Genomic DNA, 22,689 nt, shown 5'->3' with positions numbered 1-22,689 from the left:
AGGGTGGTCTGGTCTATCAAACACAACTTGCACTCGTAGCTCAGCTGGATAGAGTACTCGGCTACGAACCGAGCGGTCACAGGTTCGAATCCTGTCGAGTGCACCATTTAAGAGTCAATTGCTTCGGCGATTAACTTGGCTTCAACCAGGGTGGTCTGGTCTATCAAACACAACTTGCACTCGTAGCTCAGCTGGATAGAGTACTCGGCTACGAACCGAGCGGTCACAGGTTCGAATCCTGTCGAGTGCACCAAACACCAAAAAGCCCGCACCTTGTGCGGGCTTTTTGCTGTCTACGATTTAGCTATTGCTGTCATCCTGGCGACTTGTCTTCTGTTTATTCTGGTTCTTGTAGCAGTTGACGAGCAGCGCGAGGCTACGTCCGGCTGCGCAGCAGTCGTAGACCATGCGACCCGCCATTCAGATGCACCGTGATTCAAGGGTTTGCGACGATTACATCGTCGCACGCAGCCTCGCGCAGCTCGGCAGCTGCTACAAGGTTGAGTTTCATCTTTGAGTTGTGTCCTGCGATCCTCATCCTGCGTCGCACAAGCAGTGCGCAGGCACCGTATGACGGTGCTTCGCAAGCTTTTGTTATTGCCAAGATTTTTGCGTCATTAATTTTCAAGCCGTGTATGATTGCGCCCGTCAGCCCCGCCGGGGCTTGTGGAATACCTCCATGGACTTACCCAGTAGTAACTCAGCATCCCGCTTTACCAATCATGAATTGACTGATTGATCCTTCCGGCGTGCCCTGCTGCTGGGAGTGGAGTTCGCCTATGACCGAAGTTGAAGTAAAGAAAACACAAGAAAGCCTGCAAAGCCGCCTTGCTCAAGTTATCGAGCTGCTTAATCGCCAGCGTGTGGTCGAAGACCTGACACATCGTCAGGAAGGCCATCACCACGACCGGGTCGAGAATCTGGTCCACCGGCAGAACCTTGTTGAACTCCAGCGCAAGCTGGAAGACCTGCACTCCGCAGACGTTGCCTATATCCTCGAAGCATTGCCGCTGGACGACCGCCTGACGGTCTGGCAGCTGGTCAAGGCTGATCGCGATGGCGACATCCTGCTTGAAGTATCCGATTCGGTACGTGAAACCCTGATCGCCGACATGGACGATCACGAGCTCCTGGCTGCCGCCAAGGAGATGGACGCCGACGAACTTGCTGACCTGGCCCCCGAGCTGCCGCGAGACGTCGTCCATGAGCTGATGGAGACCCTGGATGGCCAGCAGCGTGAGCGCGTCCGCTCCGCACTGTCCTACAACGAGGATCAAGTCGGCGCCCTGATGGACTTCGAGATGGTGACCATCCGTGAGGACGTCAGCCTCGAAGTCGTACTGCGTTACCTGCGCCGTCTCAAGGAGCTGCCGGGGCATACTGACAAACTGTTTGTGGTCGATTACGACGGTGCGCTCAAGGGCGTGCTGCCGATCAAGCGTTTGCTGGTCAATGACCCTGAAAAACAAGTGTCGGAAGTCATGGCCAACGACCCGGTGAGTTTTCACCCGGACGAAGATGCCTACGATGCGGCCCAGGCCTTTGAGCGTTATGACTTGATTTCGGCTCCTGTAGTCGACAAGAACGGCAAGCTGATTGGCCGTTTGACCATCGATGAAATGGTCGACCTGATTCGTGAAGAGAGCGAAAACGAAGTTCTCAACATGGCGGGTCTGCGTGAAGAAGAGGACATTTTCGCCTCGGTGTGGAAATCCCTGCGTAACCGTTGGGCCTGGCTGGCAGTCAACCTGGTTACGGCATTTATTGCGTCGCGGGTGATTGGCCTGTTCGAAGGCTCGATTGAGAAGCTGGTGGCTCTGGCCGCGCTGATGCCCATCGTGGCCGGTATTGGCGGTAACTCCGGTAACCAGACCATTACCATGATCGTACGCGCGATGGCCCTGGATCAGGTCAATACCGGCAGCACTTCGCGGCTGATGCGCAAGGAGCTGGCCGTAGGCCTGATCAATGGCCTGGTGTGGGGTGGGGTGATCGGTGTTGTGGCTTATCTGCTGTACGGCAGTTGGTCGCTGGGCGTGGTGATGACTGCGGCCATGACTCTTAACCTGCTGCTGGCCGCGTTGATGGGGGTATTGATACCCATGACACTGGCCCGCCTGGGGCGTGACCCGGCCATGGGTGCAAGCGTGATGATCACCGCCATGACCGACAGTGGCGGGTTCTTTATCTTCCTGGGGCTGGCGACCATCTTCCTGCTCTGATCATGGAGTACCCGGCGCGAATAGCGCCCATAAAAAAAGCCAGCATCCGCTGGCTTTTTTTATGCCTGAATCAAATCAGGATTCTTCAGAGGCTGCTTCAGCATCGTGAGCAATCAGTGATACCAGGGCATTTTGCTGGCGGTGGGACAGCTGGCGGAAGCGTTGCAGCAGCTCACGTTCATGCAGGGAAAGCTCGGGGCTGTCCAGGCGCATGCTCAGCTCGTCACCCAGTACGCCTTCCTGGATAAGGCTTTGCTCGAGGCGAGCAATGATTTCAGAGTTCATGCTGCGATGATGGTTGCGAGCCACTTCGGCGATGCGCTCGCGCATTCCGTCTGGCAGGCGAACGACGAACTTGTCAGCCGTGCGGCTGGAGTAAATAGCCTGTTTCAATGGGCGCATTTTAGTTAACCGGTTAGTTCAGGGGAGCGGTTCTCGGGAATTGGCCGCAGGATGTGGTTAAGACCGTCCTTATAGCCAAATGTTCAACCTGAATTGCTAAGAGGCGCGCATCATGCCTCAAATCTGCCACTTCCCTGGCGTCAATTCTGTGACAAATATTGAACCGGATAAAGGCGTTATGCCAGTAGCGATTGTTAAAAATATACACTTGAATGGCTGAAGTCGCGATCCATCCATCGTATTGAAGAGGCTGAGCCCTTGTTTGTCGGCAATCTCAGCGCAATTGCGGGTCGAATTTGAACCGGCGTCCAAGTACCAGAGCGACCAGCCAGCAGCCGAAAAACACCGCAGCAGCGATCAAGGGCAGATTGCCCAACTCGTTACGGGTGAAGACATCCAGGGCAAGGCTCGACAGCGCCAGCATTAACAGAGCCAAAGCGATTTTGGACATGGTTTCCTACCCCTCTCTGAATGTGTGTTCAAAAGACCCAGCGTTCACCCGCAGGGGCCTGGTCGGCAACGGGCTGATTGGTCGCCAGGCGAGGTGTTACACGACGGGACTCTTTCATTACCGCAACCTGTGGCAGCGGCGTGTTGAAGGTAGCTGTCATTTCAACAGGCTGCCTGGCCGAAACAGGTTCGGGCTGGAAGTGAAAGACCAGCAATACGGCCAGCGCGAAGGTGTTTAACAGTATTAACGTGCTGTTCATGGCGGTCATCTCTGAGAGCATGGACGGGATACTGTTGATAGAGCAGTCTTCGTGCCAACTTTAATTAGGCCTAAAAGCCTTATAAAACAACGTGTTGAGCTGCATATTCAAGAGTGTTTGATTGCATTTTGCAATGATGGCTTTTTGATGTAGTGCAAATTGCACGACGGCGACTGGGGCCGCCGCTGTACTGCGCAATCGATCGCAGCCTCGGTGCTGCTGCTCTGTGCCTGCAGAAATCTATTACAGGCAATGTCTTACACTTAAAAAGACCACTCACGACATGACAAACAAAGGCATGCCCGTTACCATGCACGCCGTTATTTGTCTCAGTAGCTCAATTGGATAGAGCATCCCCCTCCTAAGGGGAAGGTTGCAGGTTCTTATCAGGACAAAAATCTGCTGCACATTGGAGGGAGAGCATCAACCCCTGCTGCTGGGGGAGTTCAGCCTAGTTCCGTTAGGATCTATCTGAGTTTGCTGCGCATTGGTGAGCATTGCCGCTCATCTTGTTTTTGAAGCAAATGTGAAGGAAAATTCTGCTGTCGTGTCCTCTTAGTTCAACGGATAGAACGAGCCCCTCCTAAGGGCTAGGTGCAGGTTCGATTCCTGCAGGGGACATATCCTCGCTTCAGTAGCTAGCTGTTTTTTATGGGTTTTCTCAGATGAGAGCCATCCCTCCGACCGCTTGGTCAAGCCAGCCCGTGATTTATCTGTTTGGGTCATGACATGATTCGCCGTCTAGCCAAATTGCCTAAAGCCTTCTCTTAACTCGCCTCTCGTCAAATCCCCGGTTCCTGAAAATGAGCATTTGCTCGACTCCATGGGTGCAGGTGAAATTGACCTCCTCGCGTTAGAGGTTTCCGCAAGATTCGTTGTGATGGCAAGCCAGCCATTGTTGGGCGTGTATGACTGAGCGTATGACTGGTAAAGGCTAGTTGTAGATGATCGAAATGCGACACTCCTCCACGCCTATCTATCGACCTGCTGCTCTTGGCTCAAAATCCGCTTCCAGTGACGATTGACGACGCTAGGGGAGAAACCCAATTCCTGAGCGATCTGCGCTTGTGTCATACCTTCCGCCTTGAGCTTCCTGACGGCCTCAAGGTTTTCAATTTTCTGAGGTTTTCCACGCGTACGCTGAATCAGCGCTCCATCCGCGAATTGCTCTGCTAGCAGCCCTATGCCCCCTTCAGCTTCGAATGCTCGAAGCTGCTCTAGTGCCTCTTCTATGAGGCGAGGGTAGGGCGTGCCAAGGCGTGCAGACATGCACAAAGCCATCAGTGCAAGCGGGTCAATCTCGAGCGCTTCAGCCAAACTTTCGAATTTTTCGAGCGTAATACTCGTTTGTCCGCGCTCGAGCGCGCTAATTTTCGATCTCGCGCTGGCGTCAGAAAGCTTTTCATACCGAAAGCGGCGATTCAGCCTAAGGGCCCTTAGGGCGCCGGCTAGGGCAATTTTGAGGTGCATGGATTGGCCAAAAGTCAGGATATAGCCATACCACGGGGTTTCCGATAAACATCAATATGAGGTATTATTGTATATGTCATGGCAGCTCCTCTCCCGCTTTCTGAGATCAGAGCCTCCATTTGGGGTGAATAGGTGGCGCTAGGGGTCTGACAATTTATGAAAAATACAGCGAGAGGGGAGGTGGACGTGGATAGTCCCATTCAAGACAGTCTGCTAGGCGATCCTGGCGCTAGCCTGATGGGCGCTGAGCTGGGTCTCGACGATGCTCTGAAGGCGGCTAGAAGGAACTACAAACACCTCCCCCTCTGCGCCGTCGAGGAATGGATCATCCTAGACGCCATCGTCACCGACGAAGAGCGAGCGAAAGTTACCGCCGCAGGCTGCCAACCAATCTTCATGTTTGCCCACAAAGTTGTGCACGACGAGCAGCGGCGTTTCGAACCAGGTCATTGGGTGCGCTCAAGCATGGGCACCGCTTTCAAAGAAGGCTACCTATTCGAAACACGCAACACGGTCTACGTGTTGCTCGGGCCCGGCCATCGCAAGTCATCTTCAATCGAAGCGATATTTTCCCTTTTCTGATTACCACCGGTTCTGCAGGGCAACTGACGTTCTCCAGCAGCTTGAGGCGACACATGTTTAGAACCATAGACAACGACCTGATAGGCGTCCCAGGATTGTTCGGGGAGGGCGTATCCCATTGGCGCGGAGTGTCAAGGCTGCTCCGAACGCCTTGGTATCACCTCACCCTCTGTGTCGAAAACGACGGTCGGCTCAGCGAGTGTGCTGTGATGATTGACGACACGCGTCAGCTTCAAGAAATTCTGGTGAGCCAAGGCCCCGACTTAAGTATCACCGAAGTCATGGCTGTGACGCCGTCCTGGATGAATAAGACCACAGGCTGGCAAATGGGGCGATTGACCCGGTTGAGCGTAGGTGAGGACAGAGTTGGCTCTGAGGTTTGCGTCCTAGAGGTGGGTAAGGGCGAGGTTTACCACACCTCGCACCAACCAGATTTTCAGATCGAAGCGCTGGTAAACATCAGGCCCGTCTTTCTCTCAACCATGATTCGATCAGTCTGAAATTTACCAGTAATCCCCCACGATACCAGCGCTCCTGGTGGCGTGTGCAATTCCTGATAACACCATACAGACTGTAACCGGAGCTCAATGATGCTGGACACCATAGACGTCAATTTTCACGGAAAGCGCCATACAGATTTCGATCTCCGCCGAATCATAAAAGCGCAAGAGCAAGGTTTCGACATACCGGTCACTGCGTATCTTTGCGGAGTATCCATCAGGGCGCGCGCAGGCATCGGTGTGGTGTTTGGCCACAAGCGGAAAGACCAGTACGGTCGGTTCGGAGACGGCCATTTGATCCGTACTTCTGACGTATTAAAAATTGAGCGCGAAGGCAGATTCTGGGTGATGACCACAGTTAATTCGCGCTACGTGCTGACAACGTTCCAGAAGGGCAATGGGCGAGCCTCCCTGCGTGAATATCTTCGGCTCTCAACGGGCCTGAACCATCTAACTCCGCGAGTGCTGCAGTAGCATTCGTCATCAGGGGGGAGCATTGCATTGTATACTCGGAGGGCCAAGACGTAGAAACTCGGATGTCGAGTTCCTCAAGTTTTCATGTGGGCTGCGAAGAGGTGCTCGGGCGCGAAATAAATTTTGCCGCGCGCACGAGTGCAAGCCACATAGAGCTTGTTTTTGGTTCTAGGCTTCATTTTGTACAGCTGCCCATTTTCGTACTGCTGCCATTGAGTTTTGCTCAGGATAATGCATACGTCCTCGTAGTGGTCTAGACCCTTGCATGCCCCCCAGTTATTTGAATGGCATTCGTAGCGGTGATGCGTATCGTAGAATAGTTTTACAGTGTTATTGTCGCTGCGGACAAAGTCAGCAAAAGTCTGATCATGGATCTTGATTATTCCGGTGTGGCGTTCATTAGTAGGGTATATTTCGATCTTGAGGTTTTCCCTGATGAAGTCGCAAACTGTCGTCCCGCATCTCCAGCTAGACTTAAGTGTTTCCTTGTCGACCTTGTAGCCCGCTGTCGTAAATCGATTTTCATATTTTACTATGTCTTTATGCAGGCTGCAGTTAATGTTCCCATCTCGACTGGTATCGAAGGTGTGCTGATAAAAGTCACCGACTAAAAGCATTTCTGTTTTGGCGGGGGATAGAGCCATCAAAAAATTAAAGTCATTTGCGGCAAAGTCTTGAATCTCATCGACAAAAATTTGATCATAGAACCGTTCCAAACGATTTATGACGTCGCCGTATGAATTGGTTTGATCGAGAAATTTTGCAAGCCTGTTGTAGTAAAGCCGTCCACTGGAGTGGCGGTAGTGAGACATTTTGTCTCTAGCCCGTGTTACCGATTCGGCAGGCAGCTTAAGGTATAGACCTTTGGTTCTCATTTTCTGCTGGAGCAGGGGGCGGTAACAGAAGCCATGCAGAAATGAGAAATAGGTCATAACGCTGATGTGGCTCGGCATGTACCCAAATTTTTCCATCACCTTGTTCCGGAGATGCTTGTAGTTGTTTTCGGTGTAGGTAATGAGAATGGCACGTTTGCCGGCGTTCAGCCTGTTGATAATCTCGCTAGTTTTCCCAGATCCAGCCACTGCAAAAATCACTTTCTTATCCATGATACTGCCTCCTTGATATAGTCGGGAGCAGTTAGGCTTTGATGATTGTCTTCAAGCAACACGAAGGCCGCCTCTGCTTTATTCTTCAACATGTAGTCCTGAACGCTAAGCGTCTTTCGATCCTTGCCAAAAAGTTTGTCGCAGATTTCCTTGTTGTCTAGATACAGGCCGACTTCGAAGGTATAGCGCTGGCTGTCCTTGTCAGAGAAGATTTTAGCGTTTTCGGAGGTGTGGCCTTCGTAATTTTCAACGCAATTCTGTTCATAGTTTTTGTCATTGTCCCGGATCGCTGCTACTTTTATGTTCAGAAGATTCGCTAGTTCAAGATAGCGCTTGAAGCTAGTGCCGCCAATCGAAATTATGTGAACTTGATCGCCTTGGGGAGTACACCCGCCAGAGATGCGATTGTAAAATTCTTCCATCAGAATGAACTCAGCGTCACCTTCGACCAGGATTACCTTTTTAGACAGCGCAAACTCCAGCACATTGTTATCGGGAGCTTTCATAAAGAACCCTGCGGTCTTAGGAGAGAGCTTTTTCAGTCGACCCGTATTTTGAAGAGTTCCCAGCAGAAGTGCGTTACGCAGATCGAGTCTGGAGCAAATGTGGCTGCTGTGGGTGGCGATAAAAAGCTGTGTCGATCCGGTGTGAGCGAGCTGTTCCACCAACCTTTTCATATTGGTGTGGCTGAGGTGATTCTCTGGCTCCTCAAGCAGTAGTACATCAAGGCCTCCTTGCACGTCGCGTCGACCCAAAGCGAACTCGGTTTTGATAAAGCACTGTGCGCCCTTGCCTCGATTCTCAATCGATATCCCGTCCTGAGTAATGACCAAGTCTGTTTCTAAACTCGCCCGAGTGCTACTGCGGATGCCGAACTCGTAAGGAGGAAGCTTCTTGTTGACCTCGCTTAGCTGTTTGTCCCGGAAGCCTTCCTTGCCCCTTCTGTAAAGGTTCTCGAGCCGGTGTCTCTCGGCAATTTCTGTATGAAGGCCGAAGACCGCTCGTGTGTACTCTTTGGCGGCATATTCACTATCGATCCGGGAACTGTCCAGATGAAGATGCCTGAGCGGGCGCCGGTAGCTGTTGAACGGCTCTCCAGAAAAGGTATGGAATGTGACGGAGTAGTATTCAAAAGGAAAGTTTTGAGGATCGTGCTCTAACATCTGTTTGATCGCGAGATGATAATCATCTGATACGGCAATTTTCATCCGTATGCCATCGTAATCGTCACCTATCTGGTTTTGTCGTCCATTGAAGTAAGGTTGATCACCCTCTTGCAGGAAAACGTCAACCATCACGACCGGTAAGTCTGAGAATTTTTTCTCGCTATCTAGGTAGGCTAGGACTGCTTGACGGTTAATGATCGCTTCCAGCCCAAGAGTTTCGACGCGGCTGCGGCTAGCGCTGTTCACTAGATCAATCGCGAGCAGCACGGTGCTTTTACCCGTTTCGTTATCCCCGATGAGCACATTCGTGCCAGGGTCAAAATCCATCTCGAGAGCAGGGAACTGCTTGAAGTTTTGGAGCATCAGTTTGGTGATAGCCGGCATCTCTAATCCTTAGTCTTGACTTCCATGGCCTGGACACTTTAGCGCCCAGGTCGACGCGTGCTCCTTTGATCTGCTCGAATTGGCATCGCTCGACGAGGCGGGATCTGAAGCTGATAGCCTATTGATACCTAATTTCTCGGCTGTGATCGAGTGTGGAAAAGCAAAGGACATTGAAAATTGCTAGGGCCGCTAGGGTGGCGGTGGGGGAGCCGCTGGGCGAACTGGTTGTGTGCTTCGCCTCCAGACGTCCGGCGTTTGATCAGCGCCTGGTCTGCGTCAGTAGGTAGCCGCTGCCCCTTTGCACTATTGCGATGCGGCGCTAGACGTATGTGCAAGCCTAGAGGCACCTCGACCGTCGATTGGTTTCCCTAGACAGGGTCAGCTAACCTGATCCACCGTCCTTTACCGTCTTCAGGTCATTGGCCGCTATCAACCCAAGGAAGAATCATGTCAAAGGCAAAGCTCCCCCCAGAGTCCGAAGTCGTGTCTTGGCTAAAACAGATCATCGAGAATGAGGAGTTGCTCGAGTCGATCCAAGGGCAAGAAGCGATCACATCCTTGACGGACACTGTTGTTCAGGAGCATTTCCTTCCGTCCTTTGGTATCGATTACATCTCTCGACGAGCCTCAGCTGAGGCGGCGGACTTTGTGCTGAGTCGCTTGAGTTTGCTAGAAATCATATCGATCAACACCAGCATTTCATTGACCACTGGAGAAGTGCTACGCCCGGACATTCTTTGTTTCAATCCTGAAACCAAAACGCTAGTGGTATTTGAGGTCAAGCGAGCGAGCGAAACTGAGCGCCAAACTGTAACTGAGCTAGCAGGATACGAGCAGGAGCTTCGAAACATGCTTCCCTTCCTGGGCGGTTTCGACGTGTGCTTTGTAGTCGTAGCTGCTGACTGGTCAACACTTCTTGTCCATGCCGTCGGCAGCATGAACGCCTGGTCTGGTAAACAATGCTTGGCACTCAAGCTGATCAATGATGACTCTGGATTTGGCTTAGTGGCTCATCTTCCTGAGGCCTGGCACCTCACCGGTAGTACAAATCTCCCGGTAGAGGCACTTCCTTCAATTGATCTTTATCTGGCTTACAAAGGTATCGACGATGGTATTGACCGAGGTGAGCTCGATTCCGTCAGGGCAGATGACGCGGACGTAGTATGGCCTCCAAGGGTTGTTCTTACCGCCATGGATGTGATTTCACGGGCTGGGGATAGGGCTGGATCGCATGGTTTTATGATGCTTTGGCGTGACGTGAATGGCTTTGGACGTGGTCGGTGGTGCATCACCCTTGCGGCCATTGATCCTTACACAATGCACGCTTGGTGCCGAGACAATGGTCTGCCGCAGAGAGAATCGGAAGCCGCAGCTTTTCTTCACGAGCGCAGAGGTGACCTCTTAGGGCAGACGCCCACAACTGTCTATGACATTGCTAAAGCTGCATTTCCGATACTCCAGGAACATTTTGATCCCGAGTTTGGCGGGGATTTCCATTGGCACCTGAAGATACGCCAGTATCGCCATAGAGCCGTACCAACAAGGTTTGATTTCTGGGGTAGCCTCGGCCAGCACGCCCGCGAATTCGTGTGCAATCCTGCTGTTCGGAACAATTACATGCCCTTTGTAGGATTCAACCAGTTGGATTGGACGGATCCCGCAGTTGCGATGACGCTAGTGACGAACCTGTCACAGGGAAATCCGTTTCCAAGAGGGGTAATCAAGTGCAGCGACGCGTTTTTAGTCGGACGCGTGCTTGGGGATCTCTTAGGGGCAGCCTTCAACACTGCTCCTGATAAGGAGCTAGCGGCGAAGTTTGAGCCTCTGGTGGAGTGGGCTCAGCTGGAAGCGCTACGCTTCGCGATTGAGATGAAACAAATGTATGACATCACGGAAGAAATAAGCACGTCGATGCCCATGCTTTCTAGAGATCCAGCTAAGCGCATGCAGGCGACGGTGGAGCTAGCCCAATGGGTTAGCACGGATCTCATCAGTAAGCGGCATCCGTTCCATCAAGCATGCTTTGATCTAGGTTACCGACACGCTTGGCTATTTAACCTGCTGGCTGCGCAGCACGCTGATCAGGCTGACCCGAGCGAGCATGAGGCAGCAGTATCAATCACCCGCAATATTGTCAAGGGGCTGCTTTCTCGTGCGGAGGGTAGCCAAGGGCAAATGTTCCAATCCTCCGGTTTCGTAGATTTTATGGCTTTCCTTGAACCGTATTCTGCCAACGCTCTCGATCTGAGCGATGCGCAAAAAATGAATGAGGTGATTGACGCTATCCCAACCTATGCACTGCTGGCGGGGTTCCCAAAAGCTATCGTGGATGGCGCAGATTCCATAATCCCCGTAGTCCTCCACAGGACTCGTGCGCCTTTCCCCGTCCGAGTTGATTGGGAATGGCTGAAGAGCGGCATCTTGGCATTGTTTGAAAGTGGGGATCATTGCCCTGCTATCGTTTTTAGCCAGGATGGAACGGTAGGCAGTTGCCGCTTGGTAGAGCCTTTCAGGCTCCTTGCTCCCATCAGTGATCCCAACGAGGAGGTGTATGTCCTTGATGAATCGTCCGCATTAAATATCGCGATCAAAATGACTTGGAGCGAGGTGAAGGGTTTCTACGCCAAGCGAACTCAAGGGTAAGAGGCTCTAGTGTGATTGAGATTGCTCCAAGGTATTGGCCGGATCACTGGCAGCTATCACTTTGCTAGGCAATGAGATGTGGCTTCTCCCCCTCGCAGTAGCTGCAGTGGGTTGCTGTCACGCGACGACCGGGTTGTTGATGGGTATCGATGTCTTGAGAAGAGCGGGCAGCAGCGCTCAACTGGTCGGCGCAGTGAACGTTACCGCGATCAATCTGGGAATCATGCTGGGAGCTATGGCCGGAGGCTTTTTGATCGACCACATCGATCTTAGATATATCGGCCTGCTGGGGGGAAGCTTCGTGCTGCTGGGGTGGATCGTTCGTAACCGATTACAACCGCTACCTCGCATAAGCTAAACCTCGGGGGGATGCCGAGGCTGTCCTGACCGATTTCTAGCTGAACATCTCGTTGACCTCCGTAGGAGCACGGCCCAGCGACTTCATCGTGATGTTGCCTGCGTCATTTTCACCGACGTGCCAGAGCGAAAATTTCGGAAGGTTCAGCCAGGCCGGTGGCTTCGCATCAACTGGAAAAGCCGAGCGGGTATGATAGGTTGCTGCACCGTCGATTATCGACACCAGCGCAATACCATGCACCCTTGCGTATTTTATCGCTCCGGATTGAAACCCTGTTGTGGTGAACAGCATTCCTTTATGAGCGCCCACAGATCTTACCTTGTCGTGCAATACCTGAACTAGCTCTCGCTCGACTGCGTTACGGTACTTTTTGCACTCAATCAGGACGATAAATTCGGCGCCCGCAAAGGCTTGGAATTTCGCAAGCACGTCGATCTGGTAGGTTGAGTCGTGGGCCTCGACTTTCACATCGTGCGTCACTTCCAGCGAGGTGAGTTCACAACCCTGTTTGAGGATCCAGTCTCTGATCAACCGCTCAAATTCGGTAGCTGTGATTTTGAGATTAGGGTCTGCCATCGGTGGAAACATTTGTCGTCCTTAACTGAGAGAGTGCCTGTCCAGCTTTGGGCTAGCGGCGGGTTCATGCGCCAACTGCTGTAGTGAGGTTACTGCGAGCTGAGCCAAGCTTCCATTTTTTCCAGCCTGCCCATCGCACGAAGCTTTGGCTTAGCCACCTCTAAAAGCCTGAGGAGCTTTTGTCTGTCAGCTGGGGAGGGGAACCAGTCAGCTAAGTCGACGTTACAGTGCTTGGAGTCGCTCACTGCCCATCTAACGATCATGTCCGCAGTGGCTCTGTAGTGATCGGCCATAAACAGACGTTGGCCCTCCACAGACCAGCCAAGGTCAGCTAACCGATCAGTCACGTCTGTGATGCCAAGGTCGCCAAGATAGTCGGTGGTGTCGGGATAATGAATGCCTGCCAACGACACCTTAGCCACGCTGGATTCCCGATCAAAATAGGAAAGGAAATGCCACCCACCCGCGGTGCTACCAGGATGGGGGAAATTGATGGCGGCTTTACCTGTTTGTAGTGCTGGTGCGAGACGCGTTTGAGGTCAGAATCGAACAGAGGTTGCCCTGTGCCAGTCGTGGTTTGAAGCCGTCCTTGGGGCAAAGCGGGTTGATTAGCTGTCGCCGTTGGATTCGCTCCCGTGATGAAAATATAGGGTTTGGTATGCATTACTGGATCAGAGCCTAATAAGTGTGGCATATAGCCGCTATAGAGGGCGGCGCTGGCCTAGCTGGTGCTCAATTGCTTTGCGGATGCCCAAGCTTGAAGGCATGGATGTCTAGAACTAGGATTGCCAATGTTTCAGGGACTGTTAGCCAGTATCAAATCGAAACACGCCGCTTTTTCGGTCGCGGCTAAAGAGGGGATTCGGATCTTCCGCTCGTTATGCTCTGCGCCTTCCTCATCGGGTACGTTTGAACCGCTCACACCAGTCCTGATCGACAGTGATCATTTTGACCGCTATGAGCGAGAACTGCTTGGTGCCCTCGGCAAGGATGAGGTTTTAAATATCGCACTCACCGGTGGCTATGGGGCAGGCAAGAGCAGTGTCCTCAAAACCTTCTTTGAGAGACATCCAGAGTTTCAAACGGCTTATGTTTCACTCGCTACTTTCAGCAAAGATGCCCCACCGCCTTCGACCGGTTCGGGCACTGAGCCACCTGAGACCTCAGCGAGAAACACCCAGTCGGTACAGGATACTGGCGCGGATAGTACGTCAAACGATTTGATCGCAAGGATTGAGGAAACCATAGTCCAGCAGCTCCTTTACGCGGTGCCAGCTGCACGCGTACCCAAAACCAGGCTTAAGCGAATTGTCCAGACATCGGGTCGTAGCATCGCAAGGCGTACGATTGTTTTGGGGATGATCTTCATTGCAACCATGCGGCTCTATATTCCTACGTTGAAGGAAATGCCTACGCTAGATCCGGCTTGGTTGCTGACGAGCCTCTTAACGATTCCGGGTTGGCTGGCAGTCTTGGTAGCAGGGCTAGGTGGATTTTATCTCCTCTACGCGAGCCTCAAATTTCTGTCTATGTTCAGTATCGACGGCTTGACGCTGAAGGGAGGAAAGCTCGAGGCTGTGAATCACGGATCCGTACTCCACAAGAACGTGGATGAGATTATCTACTGCTTTGAACGAAGCGATGTTCGTGTCGTGGTGATTGAGGATCTAGATCGTTTCGGAACTCAGGAAATATTTTTCCGCTTGCGTGAGATTAACTTCACCATCCGTAATTCACCCCAAATAACTCGACCTGTTCACTTCATTTACGCTATTCGTGACGAGCTGTTTACCGTCACCGACAAGACTAAATTTTTTGATCTAATTATCCCAGTTATTCCTGTGGTCAACTCGGAGAACTCAAGGGAGAAACTTAACGAGCTAATGAAGATACGGTCAGTTGATAGCAAGACTCTAGGTGCTGATCTTGACCCAGTCTTAGTGGAGACCGTTTGCTATTACATAGACGAGATGCGGCTGATCAAGAACATCGTCAATGAGTACGATATTTTTGCGAGCCTGCTTTCCCATGGTGGCCTCAATCTGGATCAGAATAAGTTGTTTGCCATAGTGGTGCTCAGGAACCTCTACCCGGAAGAATTTGCAGAGCTGGTTAAGCGGAGAGGAAAGGTGTACAGCTTGCTCACGGGGTTGTCTTCTTGGGCCAACCAACCATCGCAGGCACTCGCTGAGCTCGAACGATTAATCAAAGAAAAGTCCCAGCGTGAGGAACACGGTGCAGAGCGCATAATCGATCTTAGGTTAAGTGTCTGGTTCGAGGTGCTGAGGGCAAGTGGAATAGACGGCGCGAATTACGTTCTAGTCGACGGTAACCAGCGAGTAACCCTCAACGAATTTCTACAGGACGAAGTCTTCACTCGAGTCTGTGAGGCCGAGCAACTCAAGGGTATGCTCTTTTCACAGTGGGCGAACCATAACCCAGTTGGACATATTGTTCGTCCAGATGATGCACTTGAAAGAGCGTCCTATCGTACGCGTCTCGCGTGGATTCATCACTCCCTGGGGTCGCTAGAGGGGGCAATTGGGGCGGCAGAGAGGAAACTCACCGAGATTAAGACGATTTCCTTCCGTGAAGCTGCCCGTGGTGATTATGGAGCAATCATTGACCAGCGGCTGCCAGGAATGGAGATTGTCGTTTACCTAATGCGCGCTGGCTACCTCGACACCGATTACACAGATTATCTTGGATTTTTTTACGAAGGCTCGCTGACTCGCGCCGATCAGAATCTGATTCTCGCACTCAGGCGCCGTGCCACCCTCGACGTCGCCTCGCCAGTCCGGAATCCTGAGCGAGTGGCCAGCAAATTGGAGCATGATGCTCTCGGGGATGGCAAAGGCATTATCGCTGACCTAATTGTTCAACTCTCACTATCGGCGCCACTGACTGAGCTGTCGGACACCAGAACGCAAAAGCTGGACGTCATCCTGCAAAGCGGCCATCAGAATGCGGGCCGATTGGCTGAGGCTGTATCTATAATCCTTGCAGGGGATGCTAGGTTACCGCTCGTTCGCGCAGTGTATGCACTTGCCCCCGAGTTGTTCGCCGTGATCTTGAGCGCTGAGCGATTCAAGGAGGCTGACGCTCGACAGGCTTTGGTGTGCGGGATCATGGACGCGTTGTCTCAACAACAACTTGAGGCTATGGCTCATCGGCAGCCGTTGCTTGAAGTTATTGCCAGTCTCACATGTGTTAACCACCTGATCACAGGTATGGCCTCGAACATCGATGGCTGGGCGTGGCTTCGCCGCGAGCCTGTTCGCTTCAATAATCTCTCCGCAGAGGTCGGTGCGAATACGCTGGGGCAATTGATTGGCTGGGGCTGCTTGCAACTGAGTTTCCCGATGATGGCATTGATCCTGAAAACGTTTGCGGACGAGGGGGGAGATGTCTCTTACAAGCGTCTTCGAGAGTTAAGTCTCGCAGGACTTGATTCATTGATTGAGATTGCTCCTGAAGACTTCATCTTCGAGCTGATGAAGCAACCAGGTAAGCTTCAGGAAGACACTGAGTCCCTTAGGTACATTCTCGGCCTAGTGGAGGATGATCAAGAAGTGCAGGAGGATTTGTTCCAGCACACCGAATGTTTGATTGATGACTTGGAAGGGTTCACCGACAACATTTGGGAGAGGGCTCTTGAACTAGACCGTGTGTCCTCCGTCCCAAATGCTGCGTGGAGCTACTATCTCGGCATGATTGTAAGGCCAACAGAGACTCCATCTGAATCGATTGACAAGGAAGAACAGGATCGTATCCAAGACATTTTCACAGCATTCCTTGCTAGGAATGCCCGTGAAGCTCAGCGGCTTTGGGATGATGCGAGAGACGAGGCGGATGACCTGAAGGCCTATTTGCTGGCTTCGGAGCTTGACGATGACTCGCTGGATGAAATTTTCGGGAGTACCACTGTCGGCCCCGAGTCTCTCGCAGGGCTGAACATATCGGCTGACCGATGGGCGTTTCTGGCCCAGGCTCATTTCGTGCCCTTCGATGGTCAGGTTCTGGAGGAAATTAGCAACAATGCGCCAGCCGCAGAGGCGGCGTATCTGATCAGGTGCTGGGCTGATGCCCGTGACTATGTCGACCTGCGGAAGCTTGATCCGAAGGCTGTCGGTTTAATCAGCGCCGCGCGCAGCGTCCCTATTGGTGATATTGCCGAGATGTGGGAGGGTTTGGTTGAGCGAGAAGAGGCTAGCCTCGCGGATGTGGTCGGGAAACTTGCATTGGTGTGCGCCAGGGCTAATGCCGAGGAATTCATCATGCCCCGCAATTGCAGGAGCATCATTGCGTCGTCAGCGTGCGATGCCAGTCTTTCGCAACGTGAAAAGCAGGAGCTACTGCATCAGGCTCTCAAACTGCATGTCGATTGGGCTACGACCTCGTCGATATTGGCTTCGCTCTCCGGTGGGTACGCTGAATTGTTGGGGGATAAACGAAATGTGCGGTTGCCGAATTCGGAGCTTGATATTCGTCTTTGTGAGGCGCTCAATGATCGTGGTTTTGTAGGCAAGATCAAGCCGGAAAAAGACTATATAACGGTCTATAACAAACGAGTTGGCAGGCTCTAGGCAGGGAGTTTCAACTTGCCCAGAATTGATAGCCCATCAAGCCTTCACAGCAGGAAATAAACTCAGCTCTGTTATTGTCCAGTTAGCAGGGAGACGAGGTCATAGGATTTCGATCTCCTCTGGCCGGAGCCATCCAGCCTCAATCACTCGCTATTTCGCCGGCGCGGGCTGGTTGGTGTAAATCACAATCGCGAGACTTTCTTCCGCCCGGCTACAAGTGACGTACAGCAGACGACTACGAGCCGAGGAATCATCTTTGCCCTCGCGCTGATTTTTTACTCTGTCAGAAGCAGGCTTGACCCCCAAGAGCTTGTCGTAACTGAAAAGGAAGCCACCTGCTTCTTCGCCATTGAGGATAACCATGGCTCTGGGGAACTTTAATCCTTTCTCACCTTGATGGTTGTCAAAAGGGGATATGAGGAACTCTCGCCATGCGCTGAACTGGTAGCCATGTGGAGAAAGCGCTAGCTTAGCAATCACCTGCCATCTAGCATCGTCCTGCCGCCATATGGTTAGAGACACTCGATGCTCAGCATTCAAATGGAGCTTTGATATGCCGTTGACCGCTTTCTCCGTTTCCCGCCAGCAGGAGCTGGATGTGGATCAGTTGCTCCAGCTTTTTGCTGACCAACACCAGCGCCCGAAGCTGAAGCGCTCTGAGCCCATTCCGGAGATCTGGAAGCAGGTCATTCACGCTGATGTTGAGTGCCCCGCGTGCTTTGCGAAGGGGGCCGAGCTGGTTCGTGCCACCAGCTCCAAGGCCACTGGGGAGGCCATCAAACAAGCCTACTTCCGGTTTCCAGGTGGTCATCATGTGTTCTGCGACTTTGCCGCTCTGCCACCTGGGGAGGCTCCGGAAGGCTTGGTGCAGTTCAGCTCAACTGCTCGCGATGGTTTGTCACGTGCAGTCCGGGATCTGGTATGCAAAGGTATTCACCTAGGACTTCTTGATCAGGCAAGGATCAGGAGCATGCGTGAATGGTTCCACAACAAGAAAGTAAATGCCGTTTTTCAGGTAACTCTCGATCCCAAGGTTTTCCAGTGGGTAGTGGCGGTGCAAGCGGCTGCTTGGCCAGTGCGGTATCAGCCGCAATGGCTGACCATAAACAAGGAGCTTCTGGGAGTACCTGGCTTCCAGATGAAGACGGCGATGGAGGTGATGCTAGCTCGTCGTCATGAGTCGCTGCTGACTTACTTGAATGAGCGGGCGGTCATGCTGAGGCCGCTGGTAAGTCGGATTGAAAAACTCCTGAATGCCAACAGCTGTAAGCTCGTGTTCGATCCGACCAACCTCAAGGCGCAGTACGACGCCACCCAGGAACTCGCACGCTTTATCTCTACCCACTATGATCCTGTTCAGAGAGCACTTGGCAGAAACTACTTCGATGTCAAAGCGAGTAAGCCGCTTATGGCATTCACCGCGCTTTTGCTTTACTTGAGCAACTGGGATCTGAACAAGGCCGCCTCGCTTTTTACTCAGATCGCCAGCTACCGAGGGACTGTTGATCAAAATCTTGGCAATGTTATGGGGTTGAATCCGTTCCACGACTACGATGCTTGGGCGGCGCTGAAGGCGCTTCAGGAGATTCCAATCCAGGAGTTCGATGGCCACGATCCAGGGCGCCGTGCCAAAGAGTGGATGGATGAAGCAGCAGCTGCATTGGCGAGTGGCCAGTCCTTCTAGAATAACTATTTTGTACTTAATGTGTACTTCATGCGGGTTTGGAAGTTTAAACTGTGGAAATACTGTTGGTAGTTTTTAAGATTTTCGGGATCCTAATGTCAGGGATTCTCGGGGTTTTGAGTAGTGTCTTAAAAATCAGGGATGCCTCCGGGCAGTTTACGACAAAGGGTAAGATTTTTATCGCGGGCAGTGTGGCAGGTTTGTGTATTGCGCTGATCTCTCAGATCTTGGAAACATACGTTCAGCGTCAGGCCCAGGCTACTTCGCAGGCGGAAAGCCTAGAGTCTGCCCGAAATCTTCAGAAAATCATGGCGGACTTGAATCGGTCACTTCAACCGATTGGTAAGTTCAGTGTGTTTGTTTATAAGGCGGATGTGTCGCTGGCTGATCCGGCTTTCGACGTCTACAAAAAAAGACTCGATAAAGCAATCGCTGTTTACTTGCAAAAAGGTCTGAGGGATCGAATGAGGGAGCGAGACATGTCCGCACCATTTGGATTTGGACAGGAAGATGACTTTCGACCATCGTATATTGAGATGAAACCAAGTGGGAAGTATTATCCCTCTGCTAAAGACGGTAATGGGATAAGCGCAACGGTCTTCCCTCTATGCTACCGATTTGTCTTTTTCAAAGAGCTCGTAGACGCCTCTGAATATCACCCGCTGCACCATTTCGGTACAGGGCTTGGCGATTTGCGTGCTGATAATTTTATGCCTAAACCTTTTTCTCTTATTAAAGACTTAAAGACAGGAGCTTATTCAGTTACTGGTAACTTAGAGTTTCTAACCTGGGAGGATGTTAGCGGGAAGATAGTTTCAATCCCGGATCTCCTTGGCTCACAGCTTCTGATTTCCACATGTGGCAAGCCCATGCGCAGCTGGACTTGGCAAGGTAATAAAAAAATTTACCATACGCCTGTTGATACTAAATTTGAAATGGGCTCTTTGAGTCTTCAATTTGATAAGCGAAAGATGCACATCTCAAAGGAAGAGCTTAGGCGATTTGAAAGGAAAGACGAAGTGTACTGGGAGTATCGATTTCCAACGACTCAAGAGGGTCTGACGAAGCTGTTTTCTGGCTCTAGGTGATAGACGTCTAGTCTGCGTATTTAATCTGAGGTTTTCCAATGTCATCGGCTCGACCCCCAATATCCCAACGTGATCCTGAACAAGACTTTGCAACCATCACGGAGCTGTTCTCCATGATGATCGAAGTGCAGGAGGGGCAGGCACTGTCTGCTGATGACGCTTGGATCAATCATGCTCAGATATTGGCAGTGAAGTTGTTCAAGCAGGCGTGCTCGGTCAGAGTGGTTGTCAACACAACTCAGCTAGATTTCCAAGACGGAAAACAAATCGTCTTTGTAGATCATTGCTCCGCTACGATCCTCGCCCGCGCCTGCCTGGAAACATTCATCGTGTTTCATTGGATCTTCCAGAGCAAAGATCCCGCGCTCAGGAGGTTCAGGCATGGGGTTTGGCGGTTGGGTGGCTTGATGGATCGGCTCAAGCTGCATCCGTCAACCGAGCAAGCCAGGGCAACCCTCCAGACGACTCGCCTGCAGGCTGCTGAGCAAATCGCAGAGATCGAGGCGTCACCGTATCTTGGCGACTACAAGCCGGAGCAAGCAAAGCGGCTGCTCAAGGGGGAGTGGAGGGTAGGATGGTCATGGACGGACGAGGCGGTGAGGGCGGGCTTCAATAAGAAGTATTTCCAGAACGTCTACTCCCATTTCTGCGGGTATGCCCATAGCTCCTACATCAGTTCCATGCAGATGGGGGAAGCGCAGTCGATGGAGGATCAGCGGATGCTGGCCCTAGTAGCCTTGCAGACCTCCGTGCACGTCATGGCGAGAACGGTGGCGTTCTATGCGGAACTGTTCCCAAGAGGCCGTGCTGTCTTGGAGTCGGCGCCAGCAGAGGCTCAGAATGCGGCCTACCTCTGGGGCTTCACGAGTGAAGATATGGAGCACCTTTTTGACGAGTGATAAGGGGAGGGCATGCCGCTTCGCGGCCAGGCTGTCGTAAACGAAGCCTCCGCGTTTCGCATCGTCTCGGCGACTTTCGAGTTGTTATCCTTCACGCCTTCGCCCTTCCTGGCCGGCGCGCTCTGCTTGCTACGAAAGCCCTTTAACCAAGGGCTTGTTATAATCTGCGAAAGAATAATCAGTGCCTTAAGGCTTTGAAGTGTCGCCCTCTTGCGCTCCCCACATCAATCTGTGGGCTTGAAAGTTTGGATGGAAAAACACCTTGTAGAATATATTTCTTTTTTCTGCAGCAAATACTCCGTCGCGGATCGTATCGAATTTTGGATGTGATGCTTTTTGTTTGTCAAAATCAAAGTCCGCTAAGGTTCCGGCGATGTAGTCAGGAACTCTAACGAAGCTATCGTAAGCGAGTTCTCCTACGGCTTCGGGCTTTGTTAAAATTAATTTTCCTTTAGGATCTACGTCGCTATTTACACAAAGAGTATGGTAAAGATTCCTGACTTGCTCAAGCATGTAGTCGCCTATAAATTTATGCTTGAACGTAAGCATGCTGTCACGGTCTGACAGCCAGGCTATAATTTCAACATTGGCCCTTTGGCTTACTTCTGTAAGGAAGTAAGCAGCTAGGCTTGCGATAATCTCAATGTCTCGGAGTAAGCGTAAATTTAGTTTCGAGGACTTGACCAGGTGCTTAAGCTGCTTTAGCTCTTTGATGGTTTTTTTATATCTCTCTTCTGCATTTGGTGTTGACGTGCACCAGTATTCAAGCATGCCGATCATGGCATCAATTCGGCTTATGTGATAGAGCTTTTCATCACTGTGCATTCGGCGCTCACGGTCTAGTATCAAGGTGATATTGAAGACCGGCCCTTCTTTAAGGAATGAAATGAACGTGTCATTAACTGACCTTACTTTTTTAAGGTCTGCTGGAGCCATTATGTTTATACACTCTGACATTGTCTCAAAGGATGCTAGGTGCGGGAAGAGAGAGAATGTTACTACATCGCTATTTTTTTCGGAGTCATAGAAGGCATAGTCTGACGATAGAATCCACTTTTTAGTGTCTTCATGTTCTTTTATGAAATCGTCAAGAAGTTTTGCGCCGCTTTGCAAGAAGCTATTGTTAAAGTGGGTAATGGACTCATGAATGCCGAATCCAAGCAAGGGCTGGTCAGGATTGACTTCTTCAAGAGAGTGCGGCTTCATAAATTTTGAAAAATCCATTGCTATCCCGGTCTGGCGTAAAAATTTTGGATGGTAAATCCCAATTTATGTTGGCAAAAAAACTTTATTTTGTGATGGTACGTAAAAACTGGGTAGTCAGTCCTCGCACCCTTGCGGCTGATCACATTGGGCCACCGACCATACCATCTCCATTGGATTTTGAGATCGTCTTACTGGTTATTGTCCACCTCGTAGCCCTGTCCGTCACACCTAGCGTCTTCAAGATCATCCTATGAATAGAGGTTGAAACACTCAATTGCTGTGCAGGTCGAAGTCTCGGTGAAAACGTTGCCCAATCCGCATGCTGAAAGCTTGGAGAACCCGCTGATTTTCAACCAACGCTACACATTCGAACTTGGAGGGCAGAATGCCTTGACGTTGAATCACCTCGTCATCCTCGATTGACGTGTAGACGGTTCCAATTGGGTCACCGTCCAGCAGCCTAGGGGAGTGACAAGGTGGGCATCCCTCTCTCTGACCGGATTGCCTATCATCGATGTACTCACGGGAGTCCGCTGATTACAAGCGGGGCGCGCAGGCGCGCGGATGGAAGCTCGGAGGGCCAAGACGCGGCGGTTCAGCGGCTTGGTTCACGACAGCCGGCCCCCGCTAGGG

General features: G+C 51.7%; 19 protein-coding genes, 3 tRNA genes and 1 pseudogene. 13 read left to right on the top strand and 10 right to left on the bottom strand.

Going from position 1 to position 22,689, the window contains the following annotated elements:
• Positions 1–29 precede the first annotated feature (29 nt).
• From AB3G35_RS20580 to mgtE, 3 genes are all read left to right on the top strand, one after another.
• Positions 30–106, top strand: a tRNA-Arg gene (locus tag AB3G35_RS20580).
• A gap of 70 nt (positions 107–176) precedes the next feature.
• Positions 177–253 (top strand) — tRNA-Arg (locus AB3G35_RS20575).
• 526 nt (positions 254–779) lie between these two features.
• Positions 780–2,222 carry a magnesium transporter gene (mgtE, locus tag AB3G35_RS20570; RefSeq protein ID WP_016782141.1) on the top strand — a complete coding sequence of 481 codons (1,443 nt, stop codon included), beginning with the start codon at positions 780–782 and terminating at the stop codon, positions 2,220–2,222.
• Between the two features lie 75 nt (positions 2,223–2,297).
• Here the strand turns inward: mgtE and AB3G35_RS20565 are convergent, their stop codons facing one another.
• The 3 genes from AB3G35_RS20565 to AB3G35_RS20555 all read right to left on the bottom strand — a co-directional run bounded on the left by AB3G35_RS20565 (position 2,298) and on the right by AB3G35_RS20555 (position 3,334).
• Positions 2,298–2,624, bottom strand: a complete 327-nt coding sequence (locus AB3G35_RS20565) for an Arc family DNA-binding protein (protein WP_016782142.1) — start codon at positions 2,622–2,624, stop codon at positions 2,298–2,300.
• Positions 2,625–2,898: 274 nt separating this feature from the next.
• Entirely contained in the window at positions 2,899–3,075 is a 177-nt protein-coding gene (locus tag AB3G35_RS20560) for a PA3371 family protein (RefSeq protein ID WP_016782143.1), read from the bottom strand.
• 28 nt (positions 3,076–3,103) lie between these two features.
• Entirely contained in the window at positions 3,104–3,334 is a 231-nt protein-coding gene (locus AB3G35_RS20555; protein ID WP_169909241.1) for a hypothetical protein, read from the bottom strand.
• A 549-nt stretch (positions 3,335–3,883) separates the two neighbouring features.
• Here AB3G35_RS20555 and AB3G35_RS20550 point away from each other — a divergent pair.
• Positions 3,884–3,955: transfer RNA gene (locus AB3G35_RS20550), tRNA-Arg, on the top strand.
• A gap of 351 nt (positions 3,956–4,306) precedes the next feature.
• On the opposite strand, the gene AB3G35_RS20545 is transcribed toward AB3G35_RS20550, so the two are convergent.
• Positions 4,307–4,804 (bottom strand): helix-turn-helix domain-containing protein, encoded by a 498-nt coding sequence (locus AB3G35_RS20545; RefSeq protein WP_369782034.1) that lies wholly within the window; start codon positions 4,802–4,804, stop codon positions 4,307–4,309.
• A gap of 186 nt (positions 4,805–4,990) precedes the next feature.
• On the opposite strand from AB3G35_RS20545, the gene AB3G35_RS20540 reads away from it, so the two are divergent.
• The 3 genes from AB3G35_RS20540 to AB3G35_RS20530 all read left to right on the top strand — a co-directional run bounded on the left by AB3G35_RS20540 (position 4,991) and on the right by AB3G35_RS20530 (position 6,360).
• Complete coding sequence (locus AB3G35_RS20540) at positions 4,991–5,386, top strand: hypothetical protein (RefSeq protein ID WP_369782033.1); 396 nt, start codon at positions 4,991–4,993, stop codon at positions 5,384–5,386.
• 209 nt (positions 5,387–5,595) lie between these two features.
• The gene (locus tag AB3G35_RS20535) at positions 5,596–5,886 is read left to right on the top strand and encodes a hypothetical protein (RefSeq protein WP_369782032.1); all 291 of its coding nucleotides are present in this window, start codon (positions 5,596–5,598) and stop codon (positions 5,884–5,886) included.
• A gap of 90 nt (positions 5,887–5,976) precedes the next feature.
• Complete coding sequence (locus tag AB3G35_RS20530; RefSeq protein ID WP_369782761.1) at positions 5,977–6,360, top strand: hypothetical protein; 384 nt, start codon at positions 5,977–5,979, stop codon at positions 6,358–6,360.
• A 74-nt stretch (positions 6,361–6,434) separates the two neighbouring features.
• Here AB3G35_RS20530 and AB3G35_RS20525 read toward each other — a convergent pair whose 3' ends face one another.
• Positions 6,435–7,466, bottom strand: coding sequence for an AAA family ATPase (locus AB3G35_RS20525; protein ID WP_369782030.1), 1,032 nt, complete (start codon positions 7,464–7,466; stop codon positions 6,435–6,437).
• Complete coding sequence (locus AB3G35_RS20520) at positions 7,451–9,016, bottom strand: ATP-dependent endonuclease (protein ID WP_369782029.1); 1,566 nt, start codon at positions 9,014–9,016, stop codon at positions 7,451–7,453. The genes AB3G35_RS20525 and AB3G35_RS20520 overlap by 16 nt, the downstream gene beginning before the upstream one ends.
• A gap of 447 nt (positions 9,017–9,463) precedes the next feature.
• On the opposite strand from AB3G35_RS20520, the gene AB3G35_RS20515 reads away from it, so the two are divergent.
• A complete protein-coding gene (locus tag AB3G35_RS20515; protein ID WP_369782028.1) occupies positions 9,464–11,659 on the top strand; it encodes a hypothetical protein in 2,196 nt (731 codons plus the stop codon).
• Positions 11,660–11,798: 139 nt separating this feature from the next.
• Positions 11,799–12,017: a hypothetical protein gene (locus tag AB3G35_RS20510; RefSeq protein WP_369782026.1), complete on the top strand. Its 219-nt coding sequence runs from the start codon at positions 11,799–11,801 to the stop codon at positions 12,015–12,017.
• Positions 12,018–12,053: 36 nt separating this feature from the next.
• On the opposite strand, the gene AB3G35_RS20505 is transcribed toward AB3G35_RS20510, so the two are convergent.
• Together AB3G35_RS20505 and AB3G35_RS20500 are read right to left on the bottom strand one after the other, a co-directional pair.
• On the bottom strand, positions 12,054–12,605 hold the full coding sequence (locus tag AB3G35_RS20505) for a restriction endonuclease (RefSeq protein WP_369782025.1): 552 nt from the start codon (positions 12,603–12,605) through the stop codon (positions 12,054–12,056).
• Positions 12,606–12,682: 77 nt separating this feature from the next.
• Positions 12,683–13,191: pseudogene (locus tag AB3G35_RS20500) on the bottom strand (hypothetical protein).
• 193 nt (positions 13,192–13,384) lie between these two features.
• Between AB3G35_RS20500 and AB3G35_RS20495 the strand changes: the two are divergent.
• Positions 13,385–17,179 (top strand): hypothetical protein, encoded by a 3,795-nt coding sequence (locus tag AB3G35_RS20495; RefSeq protein ID WP_369782024.1) that lies wholly within the window; start codon positions 13,385–13,387, stop codon positions 17,177–17,179.
• Between the two features lie 150 nt (positions 17,180–17,329).
• On the opposite strand, the gene AB3G35_RS20490 is transcribed toward AB3G35_RS20495, so the two are convergent.
• On the bottom strand, positions 17,330–17,659 hold the full coding sequence (locus AB3G35_RS20490) for a hypothetical protein (protein WP_369782023.1): 330 nt from the start codon (positions 17,657–17,659) through the stop codon (positions 17,330–17,332).
• Between the two features lie 73 nt (positions 17,660–17,732).
• Here AB3G35_RS20490 and AB3G35_RS20485 point away from each other — a divergent pair, with 73 nt between their 5' ends.
• From AB3G35_RS20485 to AB3G35_RS20475, 3 genes are all read left to right on the top strand, one after another.
• Entirely contained in the window at positions 17,733–18,863 is a 1,131-nt protein-coding gene (locus tag AB3G35_RS20485) for a hypothetical protein (protein WP_369782022.1), read from the top strand.
• 95 nt (positions 18,864–18,958) lie between these two features.
• Positions 18,959–19,951, top strand: coding sequence for a hypothetical protein (locus tag AB3G35_RS20480; protein WP_369782020.1), 993 nt, complete (start codon positions 18,959–18,961; stop codon positions 19,949–19,951).
• A gap of 113 nt (positions 19,952–20,064) precedes the next feature.
• A complete protein-coding gene (locus AB3G35_RS20475; protein ID WP_369782019.1) occupies positions 20,065–20,850 on the top strand; it encodes a DUF5677 domain-containing protein in 786 nt (261 codons plus the stop codon).
• A gap of 186 nt (positions 20,851–21,036) precedes the next feature.
• Here the strand turns inward: AB3G35_RS20475 and AB3G35_RS20470 are convergent, their stop codons facing one another.
• Positions 21,037–22,074 (bottom strand): hypothetical protein, encoded by a 1,038-nt coding sequence (locus AB3G35_RS20470; RefSeq protein WP_369782018.1) that lies wholly within the window; start codon positions 22,072–22,074, stop codon positions 21,037–21,039.
• Positions 22,075–22,689: the final 615 nt, after the last annotated feature.

Origin of the sequence: Pseudomonas sp. WC2401, assembly GCF_041200115.1 — a bacterium.
Taxonomy (GTDB): Bacteria; Pseudomonadota; Gammaproteobacteria; order Pseudomonadales; family Pseudomonadaceae; genus Aquipseudomonas; species Aquipseudomonas fragi.
This window is presented reverse-complemented; position numbering and strand designations above follow the sequence as displayed.

Excerpts from the sequence above, each read along its gene's own strand:
- AB3G35_RS20560 (WP_016782143.1), bottom strand. The coding sequence starts at position 3,075 with ATGTCCAAAATCGCTTTGGCTCTGTTAATGCTGGCGCTGTCGAGCCTT.
- AB3G35_RS20515 (WP_369782028.1), top strand. The coding sequence starts at position 9,464 with ATGTCAAAGGCAAAGCTCCCCCCAGAGTCCGAAGTCGTGTCTTGGCTA.
- AB3G35_RS20530 (WP_369782761.1), top strand. The coding sequence starts at position 5,977 with ATGCTGGACACCATAGACGTCAATTTTCACGGAAAGCGCCATACAGAT.
- AB3G35_RS20545 (WP_369782034.1), bottom strand. The coding sequence starts at position 4,804 with ATGCACCTCAAAATTGCCCTAGCCGGCGCCCTAAGGGCCCTTAGGCTG.
- AB3G35_RS20475 (WP_369782019.1), top strand. The coding sequence starts at position 20,065 with ATGATGATCGAAGTGCAGGAGGGGCAGGCACTGTCTGCTGATGACGCT.
- AB3G35_RS20535 (WP_369782032.1), top strand. The coding sequence starts at position 5,596 with ATGATTGACGACACGCGTCAGCTTCAAGAAATTCTGGTGAGCCAAGGC.
- mgtE (WP_016782141.1), top strand. The coding sequence starts at position 780 with ATGACCGAAGTTGAAGTAAAGAAAACACAAGAAAGCCTGCAAAGCCGC.
- AB3G35_RS20520 (WP_369782029.1), bottom strand. The coding sequence starts at position 9,016 with ATGCCGGCTATCACCAAACTGATGCTCCAAAACTTCAAGCAGTTCCCT.
- AB3G35_RS20555 (WP_169909241.1), bottom strand. The coding sequence starts at position 3,334 with ATGAACAGCACGTTAATACTGTTAAACACCTTCGCGCTGGCCGTATTG.
- AB3G35_RS20485 (WP_369782022.1), top strand. The coding sequence starts at position 17,733 with ATGCCGTTGACCGCTTTCTCCGTTTCCCGCCAGCAGGAGCTGGATGTG.
- AB3G35_RS20525 (WP_369782030.1), bottom strand. The coding sequence starts at position 7,466 with ATGGATAAGAAAGTGATTTTTGCAGTGGCTGGATCTGGGAAAACTAGC.
- AB3G35_RS20470 (WP_369782018.1), bottom strand. The coding sequence starts at position 22,074 with ATGGATTTTTCAAAATTTATGAAGCCGCACTCTCTTGAAGAAGTCAAT.
- AB3G35_RS20505 (WP_369782025.1), bottom strand. The coding sequence starts at position 12,605 with ATGTTTCCACCGATGGCAGACCCTAATCTCAAAATCACAGCTACCGAA.
- AB3G35_RS20565 (WP_016782142.1), bottom strand. The coding sequence starts at position 2,624 with ATGCGCCCATTGAAACAGGCTATTTACTCCAGCCGCACGGCTGACAAG.
- AB3G35_RS20510 (WP_369782026.1), top strand. The coding sequence starts at position 11,799 with ATGGGTATCGATGTCTTGAGAAGAGCGGGCAGCAGCGCTCAACTGGTC.
- AB3G35_RS20480 (WP_369782020.1), top strand. The coding sequence starts at position 18,959 with ATGTCAGGGATTCTCGGGGTTTTGAGTAGTGTCTTAAAAATCAGGGAT.
- AB3G35_RS20495 (WP_369782024.1), top strand. The coding sequence starts at position 13,385 with ATGTTTCAGGGACTGTTAGCCAGTATCAAATCGAAACACGCCGCTTTT.